Annotated in this window: 19 protein-coding genes; 3 read left to right on the top strand and 16 right to left on the bottom strand. The window is 44.1% G+C overall.

Translation table 11 applies throughout. The annotated features are described in order from the left end of the window. Positions 1-306: 306 nt before the first annotated feature. The 7 genes from G6047_RS07380 to G6047_RS07350 form a co-directional block, all read right to left on the bottom strand. Positions 307-726: a hypothetical protein gene (locus G6047_RS07380; RefSeq protein ID WP_169526895.1), complete on the bottom strand. Its 420-nt coding sequence runs from the start codon at positions 724-726 to the stop codon at positions 307-309. A gap of 107 nt (positions 727-833) precedes the next feature. Continuing rightward, positions 834-1334 carry a hypothetical protein gene (locus G6047_RS07375; protein WP_211165401.1) on the bottom strand — a complete coding sequence of 167 codons (501 nt, stop codon included), beginning with the start codon at positions 1332-1334 and terminating at the stop codon, positions 834-836. A 275-nt stretch (positions 1335-1609) separates the two neighbouring features. Further along, a complete protein-coding gene (locus tag G6047_RS07370) occupies positions 1610-2197 on the bottom strand; it encodes a Crp/Fnr family transcriptional regulator (RefSeq protein ID WP_169526891.1) in 588 nt (195 codons plus the stop codon). Between the two features lie 64 nt (positions 2198-2261). Beyond that, the gene (locus G6047_RS07365) at positions 2262-3641 is read right to left on the bottom strand and encodes an exonuclease domain-containing protein (protein ID WP_169526890.1); all 1380 of its coding nucleotides are present in this window, start codon (positions 3639-3641) and stop codon (positions 2262-2264) included. A gap of 101 nt (positions 3642-3742) precedes the next feature. Next, a complete protein-coding gene (locus G6047_RS07360; RefSeq protein ID WP_169526888.1) occupies positions 3743-4270 on the bottom strand; it encodes a hypothetical protein in 528 nt (175 codons plus the stop codon). A gap of 119 nt (positions 4271-4389) precedes the next feature. Continuing rightward, positions 4390-5811 carry a glycosyltransferase gene (locus tag G6047_RS07355; protein WP_169526886.1) on the bottom strand — a complete coding sequence of 474 codons (1422 nt, stop codon included), beginning with the start codon at positions 5809-5811 and terminating at the stop codon, positions 4390-4392. A 222-nt stretch (positions 5812-6033) separates the two neighbouring features. Continuing rightward, entirely contained in the window at positions 6034-6570 is a 537-nt protein-coding gene (locus G6047_RS07350; protein ID WP_169526884.1) for a hypothetical protein, read from the bottom strand. 196 nt (positions 6571-6766) lie between these two features. Here G6047_RS07350 and G6047_RS07345 point away from each other — a divergent pair, with 196 nt between their 5' ends. Further along, positions 6767-8302, top strand: a complete 1536-nt coding sequence (locus tag G6047_RS07345) for a T9SS type A sorting domain-containing protein (RefSeq protein ID WP_169526882.1) — start codon at positions 6767-6769, stop codon at positions 8300-8302. A 3-nt stretch (positions 8303-8305) separates the two neighbouring features. On the opposite strand, the gene G6047_RS07340 is transcribed toward G6047_RS07345, so the two are convergent. From G6047_RS07340 to G6047_RS07310, 7 genes are read right to left on the bottom strand one after another with little or no spacing between them, the layout of a single operon-like run. Then, a complete protein-coding gene (locus G6047_RS07340; protein ID WP_169526880.1) occupies positions 8306-9058 on the bottom strand; it encodes a LytR/AlgR family response regulator transcription factor in 753 nt (250 codons plus the stop codon). A 23-nt stretch (positions 9059-9081) separates the two neighbouring features. Next, positions 9082-9855 carry a hypothetical protein gene (locus G6047_RS07335; protein WP_169526878.1) on the bottom strand — a complete coding sequence of 258 codons (774 nt, stop codon included), beginning with the start codon at positions 9853-9855 and terminating at the stop codon, positions 9082-9084. Beyond that, positions 9852-11780 carry a tetratricopeptide repeat-containing sensor histidine kinase gene (locus G6047_RS07330; protein WP_169526877.1) on the bottom strand — a complete coding sequence of 643 codons (1929 nt, stop codon included), beginning with the start codon at positions 11778-11780 and terminating at the stop codon, positions 9852-9854. The genes G6047_RS07335 and G6047_RS07330 overlap by 4 nt, the downstream gene beginning before the upstream one ends. Before the next feature lie 50 nt (positions 11781-11830). Beyond that, positions 11831-12544, bottom strand: coding sequence for a YqjF family protein (locus tag G6047_RS07325; RefSeq protein WP_169526875.1), 714 nt, complete (start codon positions 12542-12544; stop codon positions 11831-11833). Further along, entirely contained in the window at positions 12544-12984 is a 441-nt protein-coding gene (locus G6047_RS07320) for a hypothetical protein (RefSeq protein WP_169526873.1), read from the bottom strand. The genes G6047_RS07325 and G6047_RS07320 overlap by 1 nt, the downstream gene beginning before the upstream one ends. Before the next feature lie 20 nt (positions 12985-13004). After that, complete coding sequence (locus G6047_RS07315) at positions 13005-13517, bottom strand: hypothetical protein (protein ID WP_169526871.1); 513 nt, start codon at positions 13515-13517, stop codon at positions 13005-13007. A 6-nt stretch (positions 13518-13523) separates the two neighbouring features. Next, positions 13524-14588: a DUF3810 domain-containing protein gene (locus G6047_RS07310; protein ID WP_169526869.1), complete on the bottom strand. Its 1065-nt coding sequence runs from the start codon at positions 14586-14588 to the stop codon at positions 13524-13526. An 835-nt stretch (positions 14589-15423) separates the two neighbouring features. On the opposite strand from G6047_RS07310, the gene G6047_RS07305 reads away from it, so the two are divergent. Both G6047_RS07305 and G6047_RS07300 read left to right on the top strand, forming a co-directional pair. After that, on the top strand, positions 15424-16884 hold the full coding sequence (locus tag G6047_RS07305) for an aminoacyl-histidine dipeptidase (RefSeq protein ID WP_317168279.1): 1461 nt from the start codon (positions 15424-15426) through the stop codon (positions 16882-16884). 1 nt (position 16885) lies between these two features. After that, complete coding sequence (locus tag G6047_RS07300) at positions 16886-17260, top strand: hypothetical protein (RefSeq protein WP_169526867.1); 375 nt, start codon at positions 16886-16888, stop codon at positions 17258-17260. 7 nt (positions 17261-17267) lie between these two features. Here the strand turns inward: G6047_RS07300 and G6047_RS07295 are convergent, their stop codons facing one another. Together G6047_RS07295 and G6047_RS07290 are read right to left on the bottom strand one after the other, a co-directional pair. After that, positions 17268-17855, bottom strand: a complete 588-nt coding sequence (locus tag G6047_RS07295; protein ID WP_169526865.1) for an RDD family protein — start codon at positions 17853-17855, stop codon at positions 17268-17270. Positions 17856-17872: 17 nt separating this feature from the next. Next, positions 17873-18631, bottom strand: coding sequence for a TlpA family protein disulfide reductase (locus G6047_RS07290; RefSeq protein ID WP_169526864.1), 759 nt, complete (start codon positions 18629-18631; stop codon positions 17873-17875). Positions 18632-18672: the final 41 nt, after the last annotated feature.

Here is an 18672-nt window from a genome sequence, read left to right as displayed (position 1 = left end):
TTAATTTCCCGTTGCAGCAATCAGGGAAATTAGCCTCGGCCTAACGTAAATTTACTTAAAAATCATTGGTCGGACAATAAGAAAACAGCAATGGTAATCAGGTGTGATTGGCCAAAGTTTTATCTGATGACCTGAATCCGGTGAATGACTTTTTGCTTTTTGTTTTTTGCAAAAAATGCAATCACAGCGATTGCCAGCAACGGGACAAAAATGAGACAGACTTTTAAAGTGCCTAATGATGCGATAGCCAAAATGATCGTCGCTATCGACTTTTTGCTTCCCACGACTTCGTATTGGGATCCGATTTCAATTTCGCGTGCTATATAGAATGTCCACACGAATAGCGCTAAAACTATTGCAATGGCAAAAAGTTGTTTTTTTTCCTGCCTTTATCCTTGATTGTGTTTCAACGGAATTCCGGCTATTTGGAATATGCTCCTTTAGATAATCAAAGATTTCCTTTCGTTTATCATCATCCTGGATTTTGAGCTCTTCGGAAGAATCATTCCCAAAAAGGATTCGGATACTCTTTTCATTCTCGGTAAGGTTGATTTCCTTTAGCAAAGATTGGGGAACCGAGAACAGATTCCTGGACGGCCTTCCCTGATTGAGCCCGTGCAATTCATTTTCAAACACGCTTTCTTTAGGATTGCCTTTATAGATCGTGTTATCCACGTATGCGATAATTTTATCATCCCTTTTATTTCTGCTTGTCCAGATTTTCATAGACTTTCGATTAGTTCACAAATATATATTTTCCTCTTTCATACAATATCCGTATCACCAAGGATTTTATTCCGCATCCGGATAGCCAAGCCTCAGCCCTAAAAACTTCATTGTTTTTTCAGCAACTGCCTCACACTGGCCAGCATCGAAAACAACACGACAGGAACCAAAAACGACGGTAACAAAATAAAAGGAAAAAATCCCAAAGCCGTGTTCGGTCTTTCATAACCGAACAGCCCATATCTTCCGGGCAACGACAATAACGCATTCGATACCACATTGACCAACAGTGCCAGGCAGATAACATTCCAGATGAGGATTACCTTTGGATCCAACGTCTTTTTGACAAACCCGAAGTAATAGATAAGCGGCGCCGTAACCCCTGAGAAGATGTCAAAATTACTGCCATGGAAAGTCATGGCTTCAGGGATGGTTTTGTGCACCAGCAGCCAGTATAGGACCAATTCTACAGGTATGCGGACAACGCTTATCAATGTCAGCGTTGGCAGGTCAAGCCCATCTATGAAAGTCCTTCCGCTTTTGGTGGAAAACCGATAGACAAGAAATAGCAAAGCGGGCAGGAACAATAACGGAAATCTGGATGTCATGGTGGCGGAATTGTTATAAAAACCGCCGATGGCAAGCATCGACTGAAATAAAATCCAGGAAAGCAAGAGTATCAGAAAGGACCTAGAATAATTAGCGGCTTTAAAAAATAACCAGATGGCAGCAACGACTGTCGCCGCGAATACGAGGTATACGTAAAAGGGTAAGGTTTGCATAGTAAACTGATTTTTGATTACCATGCAAAGGAGTGAAAATAACTACCGGAAGCGACTGCCATTTGGCAAGATACGACTTGTCAAATGGCAAGAAACGGCTGCTATTTCCGGGCGAATTCCTTTCGTATGCGGCTTAACGACGTATCGGTGATCCCCAGATAGGAAGCGATGTGTTTGAGCTGTGCATATTGGAAGATCTCTTTGTTGGCGGCCATAAGATTGGCGTATCTCTCCTCGGCGCTTTTGTTTATCATAGCCAGTGTGCGCTGTTTGTAGGCGACGAATTCCCTAACGAGCATAGCCCGCGCAAATTCCCTGAATTCCGGGACATCATGGAAAAGCGTATTGAGTTTCTCAAAAGTTATGGTAAATACCTTGCACGGCGTTATGGCCTGGATGTATTCGGCGGACGGCACATGCAGGAAAAAAGAAGCGGCTTCAAAAATAACGTGGTCCTTTGCGTAGAAATACGTGGTTATCTCATTGCCATCGGTATCAAAAGTATAGGCCCTGACGAAGCCTGACGCAAGGTAATAATAATCGCTGACCTTGCCTTGTTTTAAAAGGAATTCGTTTTTATCGAAGTCCGTTTCCTCAAACAATCCGGCAATAGATTCCAACGCGCTTTTGGAAACCGTGATGTTCGGGATATTTTTTTCTATGAAGTCGATGAGAAGTTGGCTGGCCATTCGATAAAGTTAGCCATTAGTGCTTTAATTATCCTAATGTATAACTTCTATATGATGTTGCCGGCTAAGCACCCGCCACAGACAACCCGAATACTTTTGCCGGATTCTTCTGCCCGAACGAAAAAACCACGCTGTTCAGGTAGCCGTTGCTGTGATAAGGCGTGACGGCTTCTTTTACTTCCGACAAATCTGAGATGCCGGTTTCGGCTGCTATATAGCCCATACCGTAAAACGCCCCGTTTTCTACATACACACAACTCTTTTCATCGGGTGAACGTCCGTTGTCTATGATGGCGAAGCTCGGCCGGCTTTTGGATAAGGATGCAATAGCATTATCGACCTGGCTGTTGTGTTGTTCAATATCTGGCAGGTTCGACATATCTGTTGGAAGTACCAGTTCCCCTTCTGCGGGCCTTCCGTATTTACAGAACCTATGATCTATACGGAACTTCTGGGCAAGCGACAACAACGCATTTACCCCTTCATATTCCGAATTGAACGGCTGTATGCATTTCTGGAATTTTGTGATTTTGCCTATGGCCAGATACCTGTACCCGCTTCGCGCCTCATACTCGAACAGGCCGTATTTGGTATCGAACCGTTTGAGAGCCGTGTTGTAGGTGGGCCACAGTTTCTTGATTTCGGCACATTCGAGCAACAACGCCATGAGTTCGGTGGCACAGACCTCGTATGAAATGTGGTGGATGTCCCTTAGGAAATGCTGGCGCTGGGATGTGGTTTTGTGTCCGCTGAAATGGGAAGCCACCCGCTTTTTGAGGTTGATGGCCTTACCCACATACACCACTTTGTTCGTGCGGTTATAGAAATAATACACTCCGGGCTTTTCCGGCAAACTTTCGAAATCACGAGGTGCGAGGTTTGGCGGCAGGCGTTGGTCCGGCGCGGTCTTTTTGAGCATTTTTTCGATTTCCGCGTTGGTGTCCCATTCAAGCAGACGCGAAAATAAGATGGCCGTCGCATCGGCATCACCTCCGGCACGGTGTCGGTTTTCGATGGAGATATCGAGCGACCGGCACAGGTTCCCGAGGCTGTAGGAACGCAATCCGGGTTTGATCTTTCGCGTGGCACGTACGGTACATAATTTCGTGGCCGTCCATGTGTATCCGGCTTGTTCAAGCTGGTGGCGCACAAAGGAATAATCGAAGTTGACGTTATGGGCCACGAAAACACGATTGGAAAGCATTTCAAATACTTTTGCGGCAATGTCACCAAACATGGGAGCATGGCGCACCATGTCGTTATCAATGCCTGTCAATGCGAAAATAGAAGGCGGGATCTGCAGTTGCGGGTTGACCAGGGTTTCCCATCGGTCCGTTATGTGTGTGCCGTCATGGATGATGATGGCAATTTCCGTAATACGGCTGCTGCCGGCATTACCGCCCGTGGTCTCAATATCTACTATGGCAAATTCGCGTTCTTTCATCTTATGCGTAACGGGGCGAATGTAGTAAATGAAAGTGACACTTGGAATTTATCCGTGTTAAAAATGGAAAAATTCCTACATCAAATAACCTGACGGCGGATTTATTTTTGTGCCGAAGCAGGTTTCATCCCGATATTCCTTTGAATGATGTCCCCATTCCTGATGATGGCCTTCTCATCAAAATAACTATATTTTGTCTGGTTGCCTGCATTTCCTGATTTCAGGCCTTGCCCCTTCTCTCTTACAAAAAAGATTTTCTTGTCGGCTGAATTATAGAAGTCGATAAAATCGAGTTTGATTGGTGTTTTGGTGTTGATACGAACTAGTTGTTGGGTCACTTTTTCGATAGTGGCAGTATGGGTTTCGTCCGTACTGACGAATCGCACCTCGCTGATCTTGCCATTTTCCGTCGAAATATTGAGGTTGGAAACCACGCCTATTTCATCAGACAGTTTATAACGGGCAATATTGTATTCGTCTTCCATGATCTGGGTAAAATCTTTCGCATTAGGCAGCGATTTGAAGTCGGCACCAATGTCAAGACCACCAAAGCCATGGAATGACTTCGTTTTTTGTTCACAAGCTGAAACCACCAATAAGAGAACTAGAAGTGACAACAGACGTTTCATATAATATATTTTTTCAAATTACCACAAAAGTGTTGAAGTGGGACAACCTTTAACTATATGAAAGTACAAAAAAGACCGGCTGTAAAACCGGTCCATTTCCAAAAATAAATTAATGATTATTAAGATAAGCCCCTTGTCAACCAACCTCTTTTACTGGCGGTCGCAATGGCATAAGGTGTGATCCAAAAGAGTCCAAACGTGTACAAAACGCTATAAGAGTAGGCCCAGAAAGATTGTTCCAGATTGTATCTCCTGGCATAAAAAAGAACCGGAAAGCTGGACAGGATCAGTATACTGAAAAGCGTTGAACTGAAAAACAACAACGGATGCGTGGCTATGAAAAAAATCATGAACAGCGTAAACGGATACGTCATGATCAGTTTGAACGACTGATTCAGGAACAGCAATCTGGAACCTATCTTTGAATCCTTACGGAATTCCTTGAATACATATTTTGCCATCATAATGTTTTCGCGTACGTTGCTTCTGTCCCACCGGATGAACATTTTGTAAAGACCGCTGTATTTTTCAGGAACGTTCGTATAAGCATAGGCATTTCTCTGGAACAGCACATGATGGCCCTGTTTCAGGATCATGTTGGTCATGGCTCTGTCCTCGCCGATATCCGACGGTTTTCCCATAAAAGTCTGGTTGATCCATTCCGGAAGACATTCCATTACGGCAGTCCTTCTGTAAGCGGCCAAAGCTCCCGGTGTGCATAGCACCGATCCCAACGCGCTTTCGGCAGAACGCTGAAACTCAAAACTCATCACAAAGCTTACATTAAGCATTTTGGGTAACAGCGCCTTTTTATTATTCAGAACCTGGATATTTCCCGCCACGGCACCGCAGTTTTTATTGGTAACGAACGGACTTACCAGATTTCGTAAGGTATCTGTCTTGACCACCGAATCACTGTCGACCGTAACAAAAATATCTCCGGTACCTACATTGAAACCTCTGTATAAAGCGTGGCGTTTTCCTTTGTTTTGAGGTTGCTGATAAATAAAAAGCCTGTCCCCGAGTTTTTGTTTGGCCTGTTGCATCCAGTACCAGGTGTCGTCCTGGCTACCGTCATCAATGGAAAGCAGTTGTAGTTTGTGCATCGGATAATCGCTTTCCGCCAGGCTCATCAGCGTATCCCAAACCTGTTTCCCTTCATTATATGCCGGAACGATTACGGTAACTGTAGGTAGCAGTTCATCGCTGACAGACTTGACGGGCTTGTATCTGAAATACAACACAATGTTATAAATGAAAAAACCCAGTTTGAAAAGTAATAAGGCAGAGGCGATTATGATAAAAATCAAGCCCCAGGTAGAATTGATGCGGTCACGGTTAAATTCGGTGAATTCATCCTGAAGTTCGTAAACGAGATACCCGCTGCCAATCATGAGGAAAAAGGTGCACATAAGCACAATGACATTCAACGGCCTGAAACCGGAAAATTCCGGATTGACTGAAAAGGGAGATTGAAGCGTATCTGGTAAGCGAATGGATTCGGAAGAAGTTTGAGGGGTCGAAATAGTATTTGATTTCATGTTGTCTGGATTAATTTCATATCGTGATATAGATATGAAAGCAATCCCGGTGCCAGTGGCACATTACCAGCGTTTACTAGCTTATTAGAACAAATCTGCACAAAAAAGTGTGGCATTTATCCACAGTCGGGTATCCCGATTCCACACAAAACAAAGAACGGCTCAATTGGGTAAAGCCTTAAAATAGTTCCTGAATAAAGGACTTACCGCTTGCTTTGAGATTTATTCTGAAAGAAGCTGCTTCAGTTTTGCAAATTCCCCGCCAGCTCCAAACCCACCGCTCGGATAGCGTGCCCCAACAATATAACTCTTATCACAGTCGAAAGAAAGTTTCGCCACACCGATCACTTTTTGTTTCTGACGAAAAATAAGCACGTCCTTAAAAATGGGCTCACAGGCTGTTTTGGTCCCGGGCGCCGGTTTGTTGACTGAAAAAAGCTTTGCGAGTTCCACATGATGTTTCGGATCGATAAGCGTCTGATGGAAATCCAGCATCCCCATGTTCGGGATGAACAACGTATCTATGGTACTCACAGGGATATTCTGCTGGAGAATTTGCAAAAGCGCCTGTTCTTTCCTCGATTTATTTTCGTTTCGGACAATGCTGTCAAAGCCGTTGCGGTCTATGTCCAAATGATAGTAATCGACGCGGTCGAATGTAAAGAAAGGCTGTTCTCCGGCAGTCACATTGGTTTCATTCGATTTTTGCCCGCATTTGGACAGGGCGACGCAAAGCAACAGTAAAAGCACTTTTTTCATGATGGATGATTTTGAGATGAAGGTAGCGAATACCCGAGAATCAGGAAACATCTGGCAGCATCAAAATTCACAAAACCCAAAAAATGCCGCGTTTACTCAAAAAACGGATACGCTCTATCAATCGGCGAAAAAGCATCGGGATTATGAAGCAACTTTACTCCTGAAGTTAGTATCGGTAACCTTAAAAATGCATAAGATGAAAAAAATGCTACTCCTTGCCTGTATGGGCATAGCACATTTTGTGAATGGCCAGATAACTGGTCCAAGTTCGTTATATGGCGGCACCGACTGGGATTATTCCCGAGGCATAGCCCCGGCACCCGGCGGTGGATTCGTATCGGTCGGGGAAACTTTTTCAAATAACGGCGATATTCCGGCAAACCTGGGTGCTTTTGACGGCTGGGCTTTCCGGACGGATGCATCGGGAACGCTATCGTGGTCGTTCAATTTTGGCGGAACAGATTACGATTACCTTCAAAAAGTACAACCTACTCCGGACGGGGCATTCATCGCGGCAGGTTATTCCTGGTCGAATGACGGTGATTGCGTCGGGAACCACGGGAACCAGGATGCATGGGTGATGAAATTCAGTGCGACGGGCGATGTGATCTGGAGTAAATTGTTCGGTGGTTTTGCTTCTGATTTTGCTTACGATATCATTACGACTTCGGATGGTGGCTACGCTTTTTGCGGTGAAACCTGGTCGCAAAGTGGCGACGTCGTTGGAAATCCCGATAACGGCGCGGCCCAGATATGGATCGTAAAACTCGATGCGGACGGAAACATTACGTGGTCTATGACGTATGGCGGTTCCGATGGCGATTACGGATACCGGTTAAACCAGACGCCGGACAACGGATTCATCTGCATAGGCGAAACCTCATCCAACAATGTACAGGTTTCGAACAACCACGGGAACGAAGATATCTGGGTGGTTAAAACCTCATCTGGCGGAACACTCGAATGGGCAAAGACCTACGGCGGTTCCGGTTCCGATCAGGGACGTGACATACAACCAACCGCTGACGGCGGGTATATCCTGGTGGCCGCGGCGAATTCCAACAATCCGGAAGGCGACATAACCGGAAGCCACGGTTTCTTTGATGCGTGGGTGGCTAAGCTGACCAGTACGGGCGACATCGAATGGAGCCGTATGTACGGCGGATCCGGCGAAGACGAGGGCATGGAAATATACCCTACACAGAACGGCTATATCGTCATGGGGCATACGCGTTCGTTCGACGGGGATTTTGGCGGCATAACCGGAGATGTGGATACGTTCCTGATGAAGATCGAAGCCGATGGAGATATTGTCTGGGCCGATACGTTCGGCACTTCGGCAGACGACAGATGTTACAACCTGTTCAAACAGGGCAATCAATATACGATGGCAGGCTATTCAAGCTCATTGGAGGGCAGCCTCGGAACTCCTCACGGCGGGCGGGATGCATGGCTTATGCAAGTTACCGATAACGACCCGCTTGCCGTTTTTTCCACAGAGGCCCAACTTATAAAAGCCTACCCGAATCCGGTTCGGCATACGTTGTCTTTCAGCGGAGAGCAAGCTTTGGAATCGGTAGCGATTTACAATGCGATTGGCATACTGGTCAAAAGTAAAGATTTCGATACTCTTGGACGAAGCATTGATGTAAGCGATCTGCAGACAGGAACCTATCTGGCAACCGTCAAAACAAAAGACGCCACGAAGACCTTTACGATCATCAAAAAATAACGGTTACTTTTTGAGGTTGAAGCGCTCCATCTTTTTGATGAAATCTGTTTTACGGCGCGTGGAAACCTCAATGTGTTTGCCGTCTTTCATAACCGCCTGCAACTCGATCCCTTTGTTGATCTTGTGCAGGTGGTTTATGTTTATGAGGAATGATTTATGGATTCGGAAAAAATCCTGTTCCGGAAGTGTCGATTCATATTCCTTCAACGTCTTTGACACCACTATTTTCTGCTGGTCGGCCAAATGGAAGGTGCTGTAATTGTTCTCGCCGTGAATGTACAGGATGTCTTCTATTGGAACATAATAAATATCCTTGGCCGATGTGAGCGTTATTTTACGCTGTTGGTTCACGTTTTCTACCGATGCGACATGATTTGACGATTCGGGCCGGCTGCGACGTTCCGATACTTTATCGACAGCCTCTTTAAGTTCAGTGATATCTACAGGTTTGAGCAGATAATCGACCGCATTGGCCTTGATGGCTTTGATGGCGTATTGTGAAAAAGCCGTCACCATGATTACATCGAAATCTTTATGTTTGAGCAGGTTCAGCAATTGGAAACCATCCATTCCGGGCATTTCGACATCGGTGAACAATAAATCCACTTCGAGGGAATTGAGCAATCCGGGTACTTCTTCGGCATTGGTCGTACTACCGACAATAGTGATGTTTTTACAATAGCGTTCGAGTTTGATACGCAGCGCATTGATGCTTTCCTGTTCGTCGTCTACGATAAAAATAGTGAGGCCGGACATAGCGTTTTGTTTTGGTTCTGGTATCACATCAATTTACGCGCTTCAGTCGGGTTGTGCATCGCTATCCAAAAGATACTCATGGGTTCATTTCTTTCAGGACTTCCATTTTTGTTCGCGTCGAATCTGGCATACACATACATGATATCGCTTTTGTCATCATATGTCGATCTGACAACGGAATGTGTAGATGGAACAAGCAATATCTTCCTGGTATTTTTGGCATCGATGAAATAGAGTCTGCGCAAATCCTTTTTATTGATAATAGAATCTTTGTTCGTGTCTTCGTCATAAACCGAAACCAAAAAGAAATCTCTTTTAACAGGCTTCTTGTACAACGAATCTGGCCTAACGCCAGGATAGTAAACGTTCCTGATCAAAGCCGGCTTGGTAAAGAAATAACTCAGTTTTTGCGTCGGTAAATCGTAATGTGCCACATTGATCAGGTTGTAGCCCGGCAACAAATCCATCCCAGGCATAAAGTACCGGAAAGCTACATCTTCATCATCAGATGTCGGATACAGATAACTTGTCGTGGTGCCGTAATCAATGTTCCTGTCTGCTGTCTTCTTCAGTTTGTAGACCGGAATCAGTTTGATACTGTCCATTCCCGTCTGCACCACCGAATTGGGCGAATTGGCAATCTGTGAAAACGTGGAATCGCGGCTTAGTCCTGTGGAATCTGTCTTTGCATTGGAATCGAATTCGTCATACGTAAGCTGTTCGGCTTTCTTATCCAGATTGTCTTTACAGGAAATCAGCGTAAGTACGCAAAGGGCAAAAAGTAATCGTTTCATCATTTTATGGATTCTGTTGCTGTGGATTTGGGAATGACGACTTCTACGATGGTACCCGAACCGTTTGGCTTATCGGTAAATGTAATTAAATTTTCGGCTGCTGTTTTTCCATTACGGCCGCTTAATCGCTGGCGCACAATGGCGATGGCTTTTGAAACGTGTTCTTTGTGCTGTTGCAACGCCTTGGCCTTATCCCGCCCGACTCCGTTATCTTCAATGACCGCATGCAGCTTGTCTTCTTTAAAGAAAAATGAAACCTTGATGATTCCTTTTTCATCGCGTCTGTTCCGGATTCCGTGGATTACGGCGTTTTCCACGAACGGCTGGATGATCATGGGCGGAATCTGGTAATCCAATATAGATTCATCTGCTGAAATCTCAAAAGTAAAACTGTCGTTGAGCCGTATCTTTTCAATGTTGAGGTAAATGTTTAGGAATGCTATTTCTTCCGATAAATCGACGCTTTCCACATCTGAAAAATCAAGCACTTTTCGTGAGAGTTTTGAAAAATCCTGTATGAGCCTTGACGCTTCTTCCTGTTTGTCCTGCATCACGTACGCATCTATCGTATTGAGGCAATTAAAGATGAAATGCGGACTCATCTTGGCACGTAATGCCTGCTGTTCCGCGAGTTGCCTGTCTTTCGCTTCAAGGTCTTTTTGTTTTTTGAGCAGATGGTTCCTGTTCCTAAGGATTATGGCTGCGGCAACGACAAGCGTGAGGATCAAAAGCGATACGATGAAGTTGTTGCGGTTGCGCGATGATTTCGTGTCAGATTCTATCAATTGCAACCGATACTTTAAGCTGTCGGCTTCTGACTTTTTCTCGTATTGGTATTTGATGTAATTGCGCTGTATATCGATGTCTTTGTTCCGCAGCAGCGAACTGTCCGAGAATTGATGGCTTTTCTCAAGCAACGCCAAAGCACCGCGATAGTTGTTTTTGGCCGATAAGAACTTCGATTGCAACTTGTAATGTTCCGACCGGAAGTTATAATCGTTCACTACCGTATCACATTTTTGGGACAAATCGAGGTATTTTTTGACTGAATCGTTGCGGTTCAATTCCTCATAAACACTCGCCATGAGCATCAGGTCTTTGCAGCCGTTGAGTGTCACGCCTGATTTATCGCGGTATTTCTCGGCTCGGTAGATGTAAAATAATGCCTTATCGAATTTTTTGAGGTTATAATAACAAAGTCCCTGGTTGAAGTTGACCTGGCAGAAAAATTCCGGCCTGTTGATACTGTCAGTATAAACGGAAGCCTTTTCGAAAAAAGCCAATGCCTTGGGGAATTCTTTTTTTGAGATGTAAATCGCGCCAATGTTGTTGAAGGCATGTCCGTAACCTTCCGGATCCTTTTGCTCTTTAAGCAATGCGAGCACTTTGAACGCGTATTCGAGGGCTTTGTCGTAATCGTTGAGTTCGTCATACGCATTGCCCAGATTGGAATAGATACGGATGAGCGCTTTTGAATTGTACTTTTCTTTTTCGGCCAGTTTCATGGCGCGGTACAAGGCTTCAAGCGATTTGTCGTACTCATTCCGGTATTGGTAAAAAAGACCGATGCGACCCAGCGAACCCGAGGCTTCCAGGCTATATCCGTTTTTGAGGTAAACATCCACGGCTTTGAGTTCAAAGGCGATAGCCTGATCGAGTTCATTCTGGTAAAAAGCAACCACGGAGTGCGAATCGAGGACACAACCTTCGAGATACGGATTCTTGTATTTTGAAACTATCTGTCCTGCCCTGAGCAGATTTTGTTTTGAATCCGACGGATTCGTTTCGGAGGAATCTTCGGCCGATTGAAGTAACGCGATTACCGAAAGACTGTCTTTTTCTACGGTTGCATCCACAGTTTTTTTATCCTGCTTTTTGGAACAGGACAACAGTAGGACACATGACAGGAACAGTAGATATTTTTGCATCGGCAGGAAAATTCCTTAGCCAATATACTGAATTTGATTGGGTTGGAGTTTTATAATTTCCGTCCGTGATTGACTTTGATTTCAGAACCTTCAGCCAGAAATACCGACGCTGGTTTTTCATCTTTCAGAAATCCGAAGTCACTTCCGTAATTCTGCTCAAAGTCAATATCTACAGTATAATCTTTGACTTCGTAAACCCGCCAACGCGGATGTTCGACCTGATATTCAGATGTTGTCTTTTGATTGATTCGGGTGTAACCCCAGAAATGTTCGGTGATGAATTCTTCGTCGCTTCCTTGAACAATATCAAGCTGGTTCAAATTCATATTGGCACTTATGGAACTCCATTTGCCCCGCTTTTTCCAGGCGTATTCCACCAACAGGTTGTCTGAGGAAGATTCCCATTTGTGAGACATGGGCAATGTTTCGTATTTCTCTCCATATACCGAATTCGCCACGAATGTCAATGCCGGCCGCGGAACGATTTCCTTGATAAAGACAACGCCTCTTTTCCACTCACCTTTGTCAAAATGCCTGACATAAAACCTGAGGTTGACTTCTTCAAAATTTACGTGTAACGGAATCTTTATTCCTTTTATGGCTGTATTCAGGAATAGGAATCCGACGACGCTGACGTAACAGTTCCCTTTCCATAAATCCAGTTCGGTTCCTACAGGAAGGTACTTTTGTAATAGTGATGGCTCAACGATATAATTCGCCATCAGCAACTTTCGCCATTCGGCCTTTAGAAATGCTCTTTCCATTAATGTGTCCCTTCTTTTACATTCCTGGCCTGCTCAATCAAAAAGGCTATTCTTTTCAGGATGAGTTCTTTTACATCAGGCTTTTCAAATATGAATTCCGTTTTCCATTTACTCTTTGTCGGGCCTTTTCCGCTTAGTTGGACTTCGATCGATTTGGTATCGGGAAATACCTCGATTTCATGGGGCGGCACATTGAGAACCTCAAATCGTAAATAGACTTTTTCGGTGAAATGTTCGAGCTGAACTTTAATGGTGAACCTGCCTAGCGAATCTGTAATGTCCGTATTGTTTTTATAGCCTTTTTCAACGACGATGACTTTGGGCAACGGACTTAGATCTTTGACGATTCCGGTGATTTCGATATGGGTTATGATGGTGTCTTTTGCGGCTGTGGCCTGTGCTTGTCCGCATAGTGGAACCAAGACGAACAGAAGTATCATACAGCAGTTGCGTATATTTTTCATTTTACCTTTTCCATATGTGTTTCTACTATCGGCAGGCAATCCGTACCAAGTGTTTCTTTGTCAATGTAAGCCACTTTTGCCTTATGTGTCTGCTTGTCCAAGATAACAGATAGTTTAAATTCCTTTTCTTCTTTCACAAATATTTCCAATGCATCTTGTATGTCAGAAAGACTATCTGTTTCAACCCGAAAAGCTTTTCCGTAATATTCCGTATCGCAAGGCAAGGTTTCGGTATACAGATAAAAATCGATGGTATTTTCATCCAGATACGTAACGCCTAATTGCTGGAGCGATTCTTCTTCGTCAAGGATGTCATCGGAATAAAAGAACACTTCGGAATACTGTTGCTTGAGGTAAGCAAGCATTTTGTCTTCGGCATTCTCTTTTTCGGCAGAAGTTTCAATGACCCGTTTTGGAGCAGATACCGCGACCTTTGGCTTTTCAATGACGTTTTCCTGTCTGCAATTGGAAAATAAAATGATGAGCAGAAGCATCTTTATTTTTTTCATGATAGATTATTTCAGTTCATGTCCATCATAATAATTCACAAGCAGATCCACGAAACGGTTATAACTTTCAAGGCCTTCATCTTGCTGATTCATCTTGAGGAAATTGTCGTAAAAAAACTTGAACCCTATTTCGAGGAATGACTCATACTTCTCCCAGAAATCCTTGCTTTCCTTAAAGTTGGCTCGTATTCCGGGATTGATACGTTTGAGCATTTCATCTGCCTTGTCCTTATCGTAAGCTGACAAACTGCGCAGGCAATATTTCAAAGCCATCGTATATCCGGAATAACGTATGTAATTGTCCTTGCTGTGGATGGCTGCGAGATAACCGACGAAATTCGCTTCACTCTCACTCGCATATCCAATCTGGTGTGCCATTTCGTGACAACTGGTTCCGGCAAACGAATACAAAGGCCCGAGTGAATTGACCTGTGCCTCATTCGTAAACGGATTCAGGTAACCTGAAAAGCCCATATAACTGAGCGGCAATGAAATCAACGAGTTTTTGATTGACGGATTATGCAGTGCAAAACCGGGATATTCCTTTTGAAGTTCCGAATAACCGGCGATGCTTTTTTCATAAATAACATTTCTTGAATACGGAACCCGTATGATACTGTCGGGATTTTGGGCGATGTCGAGCTGAAGCCCGTTTGTCTTTTCTATAAGTCGTGATGTAAAAGCGACCAACTCGTCCCGGTCATAATCGGTTTCGATATGAAGTTTTTGCGGTAACCGGACGCGATAATAATTCATCGCCCACGCCACATGAAAGAACAAATAGACAACGGATAGAACAGCCGTGATTTTACGCAGGTTTGTTTTCCACTGCAGCTTCCAGGTTTTTCTGGTTTTCCAAAACCAGCGGATGGCAAACGACGCCACGATTCCGTACACAATATCACCAAACGAAAACGGAATCCGGCCAAACAAGGCTCTTTCCACCAAAGAAGTAAGCGGATACAGACCATTGCTGTAATATTTTTCTACAATTTCCGGAAAAAAGGCAAACGCCTTAACCACCACGATTTGAACGGGAAGCAAAAGCGGAAGCAGGTATTTTTTCTTCATGAACCAATTTAGGTTTGGGATAAAGATAGTAAATGGTATTTTTGGGAGGTTGTTGATTTGGCGAAAGATGAAAGACGAAAGATGAAAGATGAAAGATGAAAGACGAATGACGAATGTAAAAATCACATTGACCGTATTTCAAAAATGATTTTTTGTTTGGTCTAGAAAAAGACCCGAGGCAGCATAGGATGAAGATTTAACACCCGAGGCTTTAGCCGAACTGAGCGAAGCTAATTGAGGTAGTTTTTCTGTACTGGCCGTATCGGTTTAAAGTTTAATTTGCCTTTGGGGAGGGGCCAATGGTGTCCCTAAGAAATCCCGAGAAATTTTAAGTACATTTTTTATGTATCATTTGTTAAAGTTTTGAAGGTCTTTTTTTTTTAATTGAGAAATCAGCGGGAAATGATGAATTATAGATCCCGGGAATAAGTCGAACCATTATAATCGTACCTAGCAATATGAAATGTCGACCTACGGATGTTGTGGGTTGTTTGAGCCGAAAAGGCATAACATAACTTACTAAAATGTTGGGTAACGGTTGTAATATGACAAATTATGGAATGTCGAACATCTAATGTTGATTAAGTAAACCAAGCCTAGCCCCGATGCAAGCGAATAGCCCTGACGCAGTTGCGGCCAGGTTTTTACCCGGCTAAAAGAGCGACTAACAGAAGCTCCTTTTAGCCGCTGGAAAAACCGGCCGGAACAAATCAGCTTATCTCAAAATCTTATATTTGTTTTTTATAGGATTCGATCAATTCGCTACGCTCGGGTGAAGCGGGCAGCGGGATCTGACTTCAAATAAATAATAACAATACTAATAAATAATAATCTTGTGTCTGAAATAAGAAACCTCGACCCAAAACCACTGTGGAATAAATTCGCCGATTTAAACGCCGTACCGCGTCCGTCCAAAAAGGAAGACCGTGTGATACAATTCATGAAAGACTTTGGAAACTCGCTTGGGTTGGAGACTTTTGAAGATGATATCCGAAACGTCATCATCCGCAAACCTGCGACGGCCGGAATGGAAAACCGCAAACCCATTGTGCTCCAGGGACATCTGGACATGGTGCATCAAAAGAACAACGACACCAATTTCGACTTTGACACACAAGGCATCGATATGTACGTGGATGGGGATTGGGTCCGCGCAAAAGGCACTACACTTGGTGCAGATAACGGGCTTGGCGTAGCGGCAATCATGGCTGTCCTTGAGTCCACAGACATTGCGCATCCGGCAATCGAAGCATTGTTTACGATAGATGAAGAAACCGGAATGACGGGTGCCCTGAATCTCAAAGGCGGCATTCTTCAAGGTGAGATATTGCTGAATCTGGACACCGAAGAAGACAACGAAATCGACATTGGCTGTGCCGGTGGAATTGACGTGACGGCAACCAGAAGCTACAACCGGGAATACACGCCTGTTCTTTTCCACGGATACAAAATCACGGCCAAAGGACTTAACGGCGGGCATTCGGGCATGCAGATACACGAAGGCCTGGGCAACGCAAACAAGATCATGAATCGGATGTTGTTCGAGACGTTCGATGAATTCGATTTGCGGGTTTCGACAATAGACGGAGGCAGTTTACGCAATGCAATCCCGCGTGAAAGCGTCGCTGTCATTGCGTTGCCTGTCACTAAAGAAACGGAATTCTTTGATGCGATACAGAAAACCATCAACGCTATAAAAGCGGAATTCCAGACCACCGAACCAAAGCTCGAAATTTCGATCGACAAGACGGAAACGCCTGAAAAGGTCATGGAAATCGCGGCCCAAAAACAATTGATAGCAGCACTTTATGCGGCGGTGAATGGCGTGTATCGCATGAGTGCCGATATGAAAGACCTTGTGGAAACCTCAAACAATATTGCCCGCGTTTTGGTCAAAGACGGAGATATTTTGATTGGATGCCTGACACGTTCATCTGTCGAATCGTCCAAATTTGACTTGGCGAATGCGCTCAAAGCAGCCTTTTCACTAGGTGGCTTTGAGGTGAAGTTCAGCGGAAGCTATCCGGGTTGGACACCGAACGTGAATTCCGAAATACTAAAAGTACTCGTTGGCATCTATAAAAAACAAAATGGTTCCGAACCTCATGTCGTCGCCTGCCATGCAGGGCTTGAATGTGGTATTTTAGGAACAAATTATCCGGGAATGGACATGATATCTTTTGGCCCGACAATTTTGGGCGCACATTCACCGGATGAACGTGCGAGCATTTCGTCGTCCCGGAAATTCTGGAAATTCTTTTTGGAGATATTGGAAAGTATCCCGGCGAAGAACTAATATGAAGCGAATCCTGGGAATACTTTTTCTGCTGATTTTACTCTCGGGTTGTGAAACTGCGATTGATTGTGCGACTTCTGATCCACCTGAAATCGAAGAAAGGGAACTTCCGGACGGAACCTTGTTCAACGGCTATTCGGCAACCATTGAGGTTTATGGGAATTCCGATTTCGCCTGGCAGGATTTCCGGGTAGAAGGCACATTGCCAAACGGCCTCGACTGCCACAGTTTTGGCGATGATATTTTTATATCCGGAACGCCTACGTTGCTCGGGGATTTTGAATTCACCATTAAAATCAAGGTCAAGCACGATGACGAAGAACGGAACGGTTGCGAATACACTATTTCACGCAACTTCCGGATTCATATCTCCTGAATAACTGTCAGTCTCTTATAACCGTCGTTTTTGAAAATTTGTCGTGAAACCCGTTTTTCGTGAACAGGAAAGATACATTATCGAACGGGATGAAGCGGCAGAGTGTCCGTATGAAGATATCGTTGAATCCGGGTCTGTTTCCTTCGATGGTAATTACTTTGGAACCGGTTATCAGTTTGCCAAGTGTCTTTTGAAACCGGCTTTCCAAAATGATGTAGTACAGTACAACGGTAGCCAAAAGTAGCAGGTTACTCAGCAACATTCTGACTGTTTGGCTGCCTATCCATAAAATAGTGTTTACGAAAAAGATCAGTACGAAAGCCAATATAAGTATGGCTACCGTGTCTATAAAGTAATTCGCCAAACGCAATCCGGAACCCACAGTAGCAGCTTCAATCCGCAGCGATTCAGCCATAGACGCTTCAAGATCTTGCTTTACATGATTGAACTTCTCCACCTCGATATTGCGTGATTCGATTTCTTTTCTTGCGGCTTCAAGAGCAGATTCCTGATAGCGATGGCTGTCCGTCGTGACTATCTGTATAAGCTCGCTATCGGAACGATTGCGCATAACATGGGTGAAATCATTTTCCATAGTTTTTCATTTTGGGATTACTTCACTTTATTTTTCGAAGAAATTTCATAGAGCTTTACTTTCAGGTTTTCAATCATTCCGGTTGCATCCTGTACAGCAAGGATATTTCCTTCTCTATCCAGAATCATTACCGTAGGGAAAAAATCAATATACTGTTTTTTGAGTTCGGATCCCGCGACTAATTTTGGCTGTGGTGTAATATGTGTTTTTACATATTTTTCCACTAATTGTTTGTTGTCCAGCGTTGGCGACACAAAGTTGAACCTGTCTTTGTATGTATTGTACAATTTATTGAATTCAGGCAGTATCTTCTCACATTCGGGACAATTCGTAAACCAGAAATAAAGTACGGTAGATTTACCTGAATTGGTCACAGAAAATGGTGTTCCGTCTAAATTCGTCAGCCCCATTTCCGGAAACGGTTTGCCAATAAGCGCATTGAGCTTTTCGTGCGATTCCGTTTTTAACTTGAGGTAATCTTCTTTTCGTTTCTGCAATTCTGCATCGGAGAGTTTGCGGCTTACTATAATACGAACATTCCCTTTTTTATCGCCGTAAAACAGCTGCTCGTATCCGCCATTGGCTTTCATCGCGGCTACGTCCTTGTTTTCAAGATACTTTCCGTCATCCATCAAAAAACTTACGCCTGTGTATGGTGGAACAAGTTTGGCTTTTTCTTCAGATGTCATCAGGTGATATTCCTTCGGAATGAAATCATATGGCTGGGCGTTCAATGCCGAAGCAAACACGAGTGACAACAAAAAAACGCGAATCATAAACTGTGGTTTGGACAAATGTAAACAATTGACCGGGCAGA

The organism is Flavobacterium silvaticum (genome assembly GCF_012911565.1).
Taxonomy (GTDB): Bacteria; Bacteroidota; Bacteroidia; order Flavobacteriales; family Flavobacteriaceae; genus Flavobacterium; species Flavobacterium silvaticum.
Note: the sequence above shows the minus strand (reverse complement) of the source record. Positions and strands in the feature narration are given on the sequence as shown.

Excerpts from the sequence above, each read along its gene's own strand:
- G6047_RS07380 (WP_169526895.1), bottom strand. The coding sequence starts at position 726 with ATGAAAATCTGGACAAGCAGAAATAAAAGGGATGATAAAATTATCGCA.
- G6047_RS07375 (WP_211165401.1), bottom strand. The coding sequence starts at position 1,334 with ATGACATCCAGATTTCCGTTATTGTTCCTGCCCGCTTTGCTATTTCTT.
- G6047_RS07370 (WP_169526891.1), bottom strand. The coding sequence starts at position 2,197 with ATGGCCAGCCAACTTCTCATCGACTTCATAGAAAAAAATATCCCGAAC.
- G6047_RS07365 (WP_169526890.1), bottom strand. The coding sequence starts at position 3,641 with ATGAAAGAACGCGAATTTGCCATAGTAGATATTGAGACCACGGGCGGT.
- G6047_RS07360 (WP_169526888.1), bottom strand. The coding sequence starts at position 4,270 with ATGAAACGTCTGTTGTCACTTCTAGTTCTCTTATTGGTGGTTTCAGCT.
- G6047_RS07355 (WP_169526886.1), bottom strand. The coding sequence starts at position 5,811 with ATGAAATCAAATACTATTTCGACCCCTCAAACTTCTTCCGAATCCATT.
- G6047_RS07350 (WP_169526884.1), bottom strand. The coding sequence starts at position 6,570 with ATGAAAAAAGTGCTTTTACTGTTGCTTTGCGTCGCCCTGTCCAAATGC.
- G6047_RS07345 (WP_169526882.1), top strand. The coding sequence starts at position 6,767 with ATGAAAAAAATGCTACTCCTTGCCTGTATGGGCATAGCACATTTTGTG.
- G6047_RS07340 (WP_169526880.1), bottom strand. The coding sequence starts at position 9,058 with ATGTCCGGCCTCACTATTTTTATCGTAGACGACGAACAGGAAAGCATC.
- G6047_RS07335 (WP_169526878.1), bottom strand. The coding sequence starts at position 9,855 with ATGATGAAACGATTACTTTTTGCCCTTTGCGTACTTACGCTGATTTCC.
- G6047_RS07330 (WP_169526877.1), bottom strand. The coding sequence starts at position 11,780 with ATGCAAAAATATCTACTGTTCCTGTCATGTGTCCTACTGTTGTCCTGT.
- G6047_RS07325 (WP_169526875.1), bottom strand. The coding sequence starts at position 12,544 with ATGGAAAGAGCATTTCTAAAGGCCGAATGGCGAAAGTTGCTGATGGCG.
- G6047_RS07320 (WP_169526873.1), bottom strand. The coding sequence starts at position 12,984 with ATGATACTTCTGTTCGTCTTGGTTCCACTATGCGGACAAGCACAGGCC.
- G6047_RS07315 (WP_169526871.1), bottom strand. The coding sequence starts at position 13,517 with ATGAAAAAAATAAAGATGCTTCTGCTCATCATTTTATTTTCCAATTGC.
- G6047_RS07310 (WP_169526869.1), bottom strand. The coding sequence starts at position 14,588 with ATGAAGAAAAAATACCTGCTTCCGCTTTTGCTTCCCGTTCAAATCGTG.
- G6047_RS07300 (WP_169526867.1), top strand. The coding sequence starts at position 16,886 with ATGAAGCGAATCCTGGGAATACTTTTTCTGCTGATTTTACTCTCGGGT.
- G6047_RS07295 (WP_169526865.1), bottom strand. The coding sequence starts at position 17,855 with ATGGAAAATGATTTCACCCATGTTATGCGCAATCGTTCCGATAGCGAG.
- G6047_RS07290 (WP_169526864.1), bottom strand. The coding sequence starts at position 18,631 with ATGATTCGCGTTTTTTTGTTGTCACTCGTGTTTGCTTCGGCATTGAAC.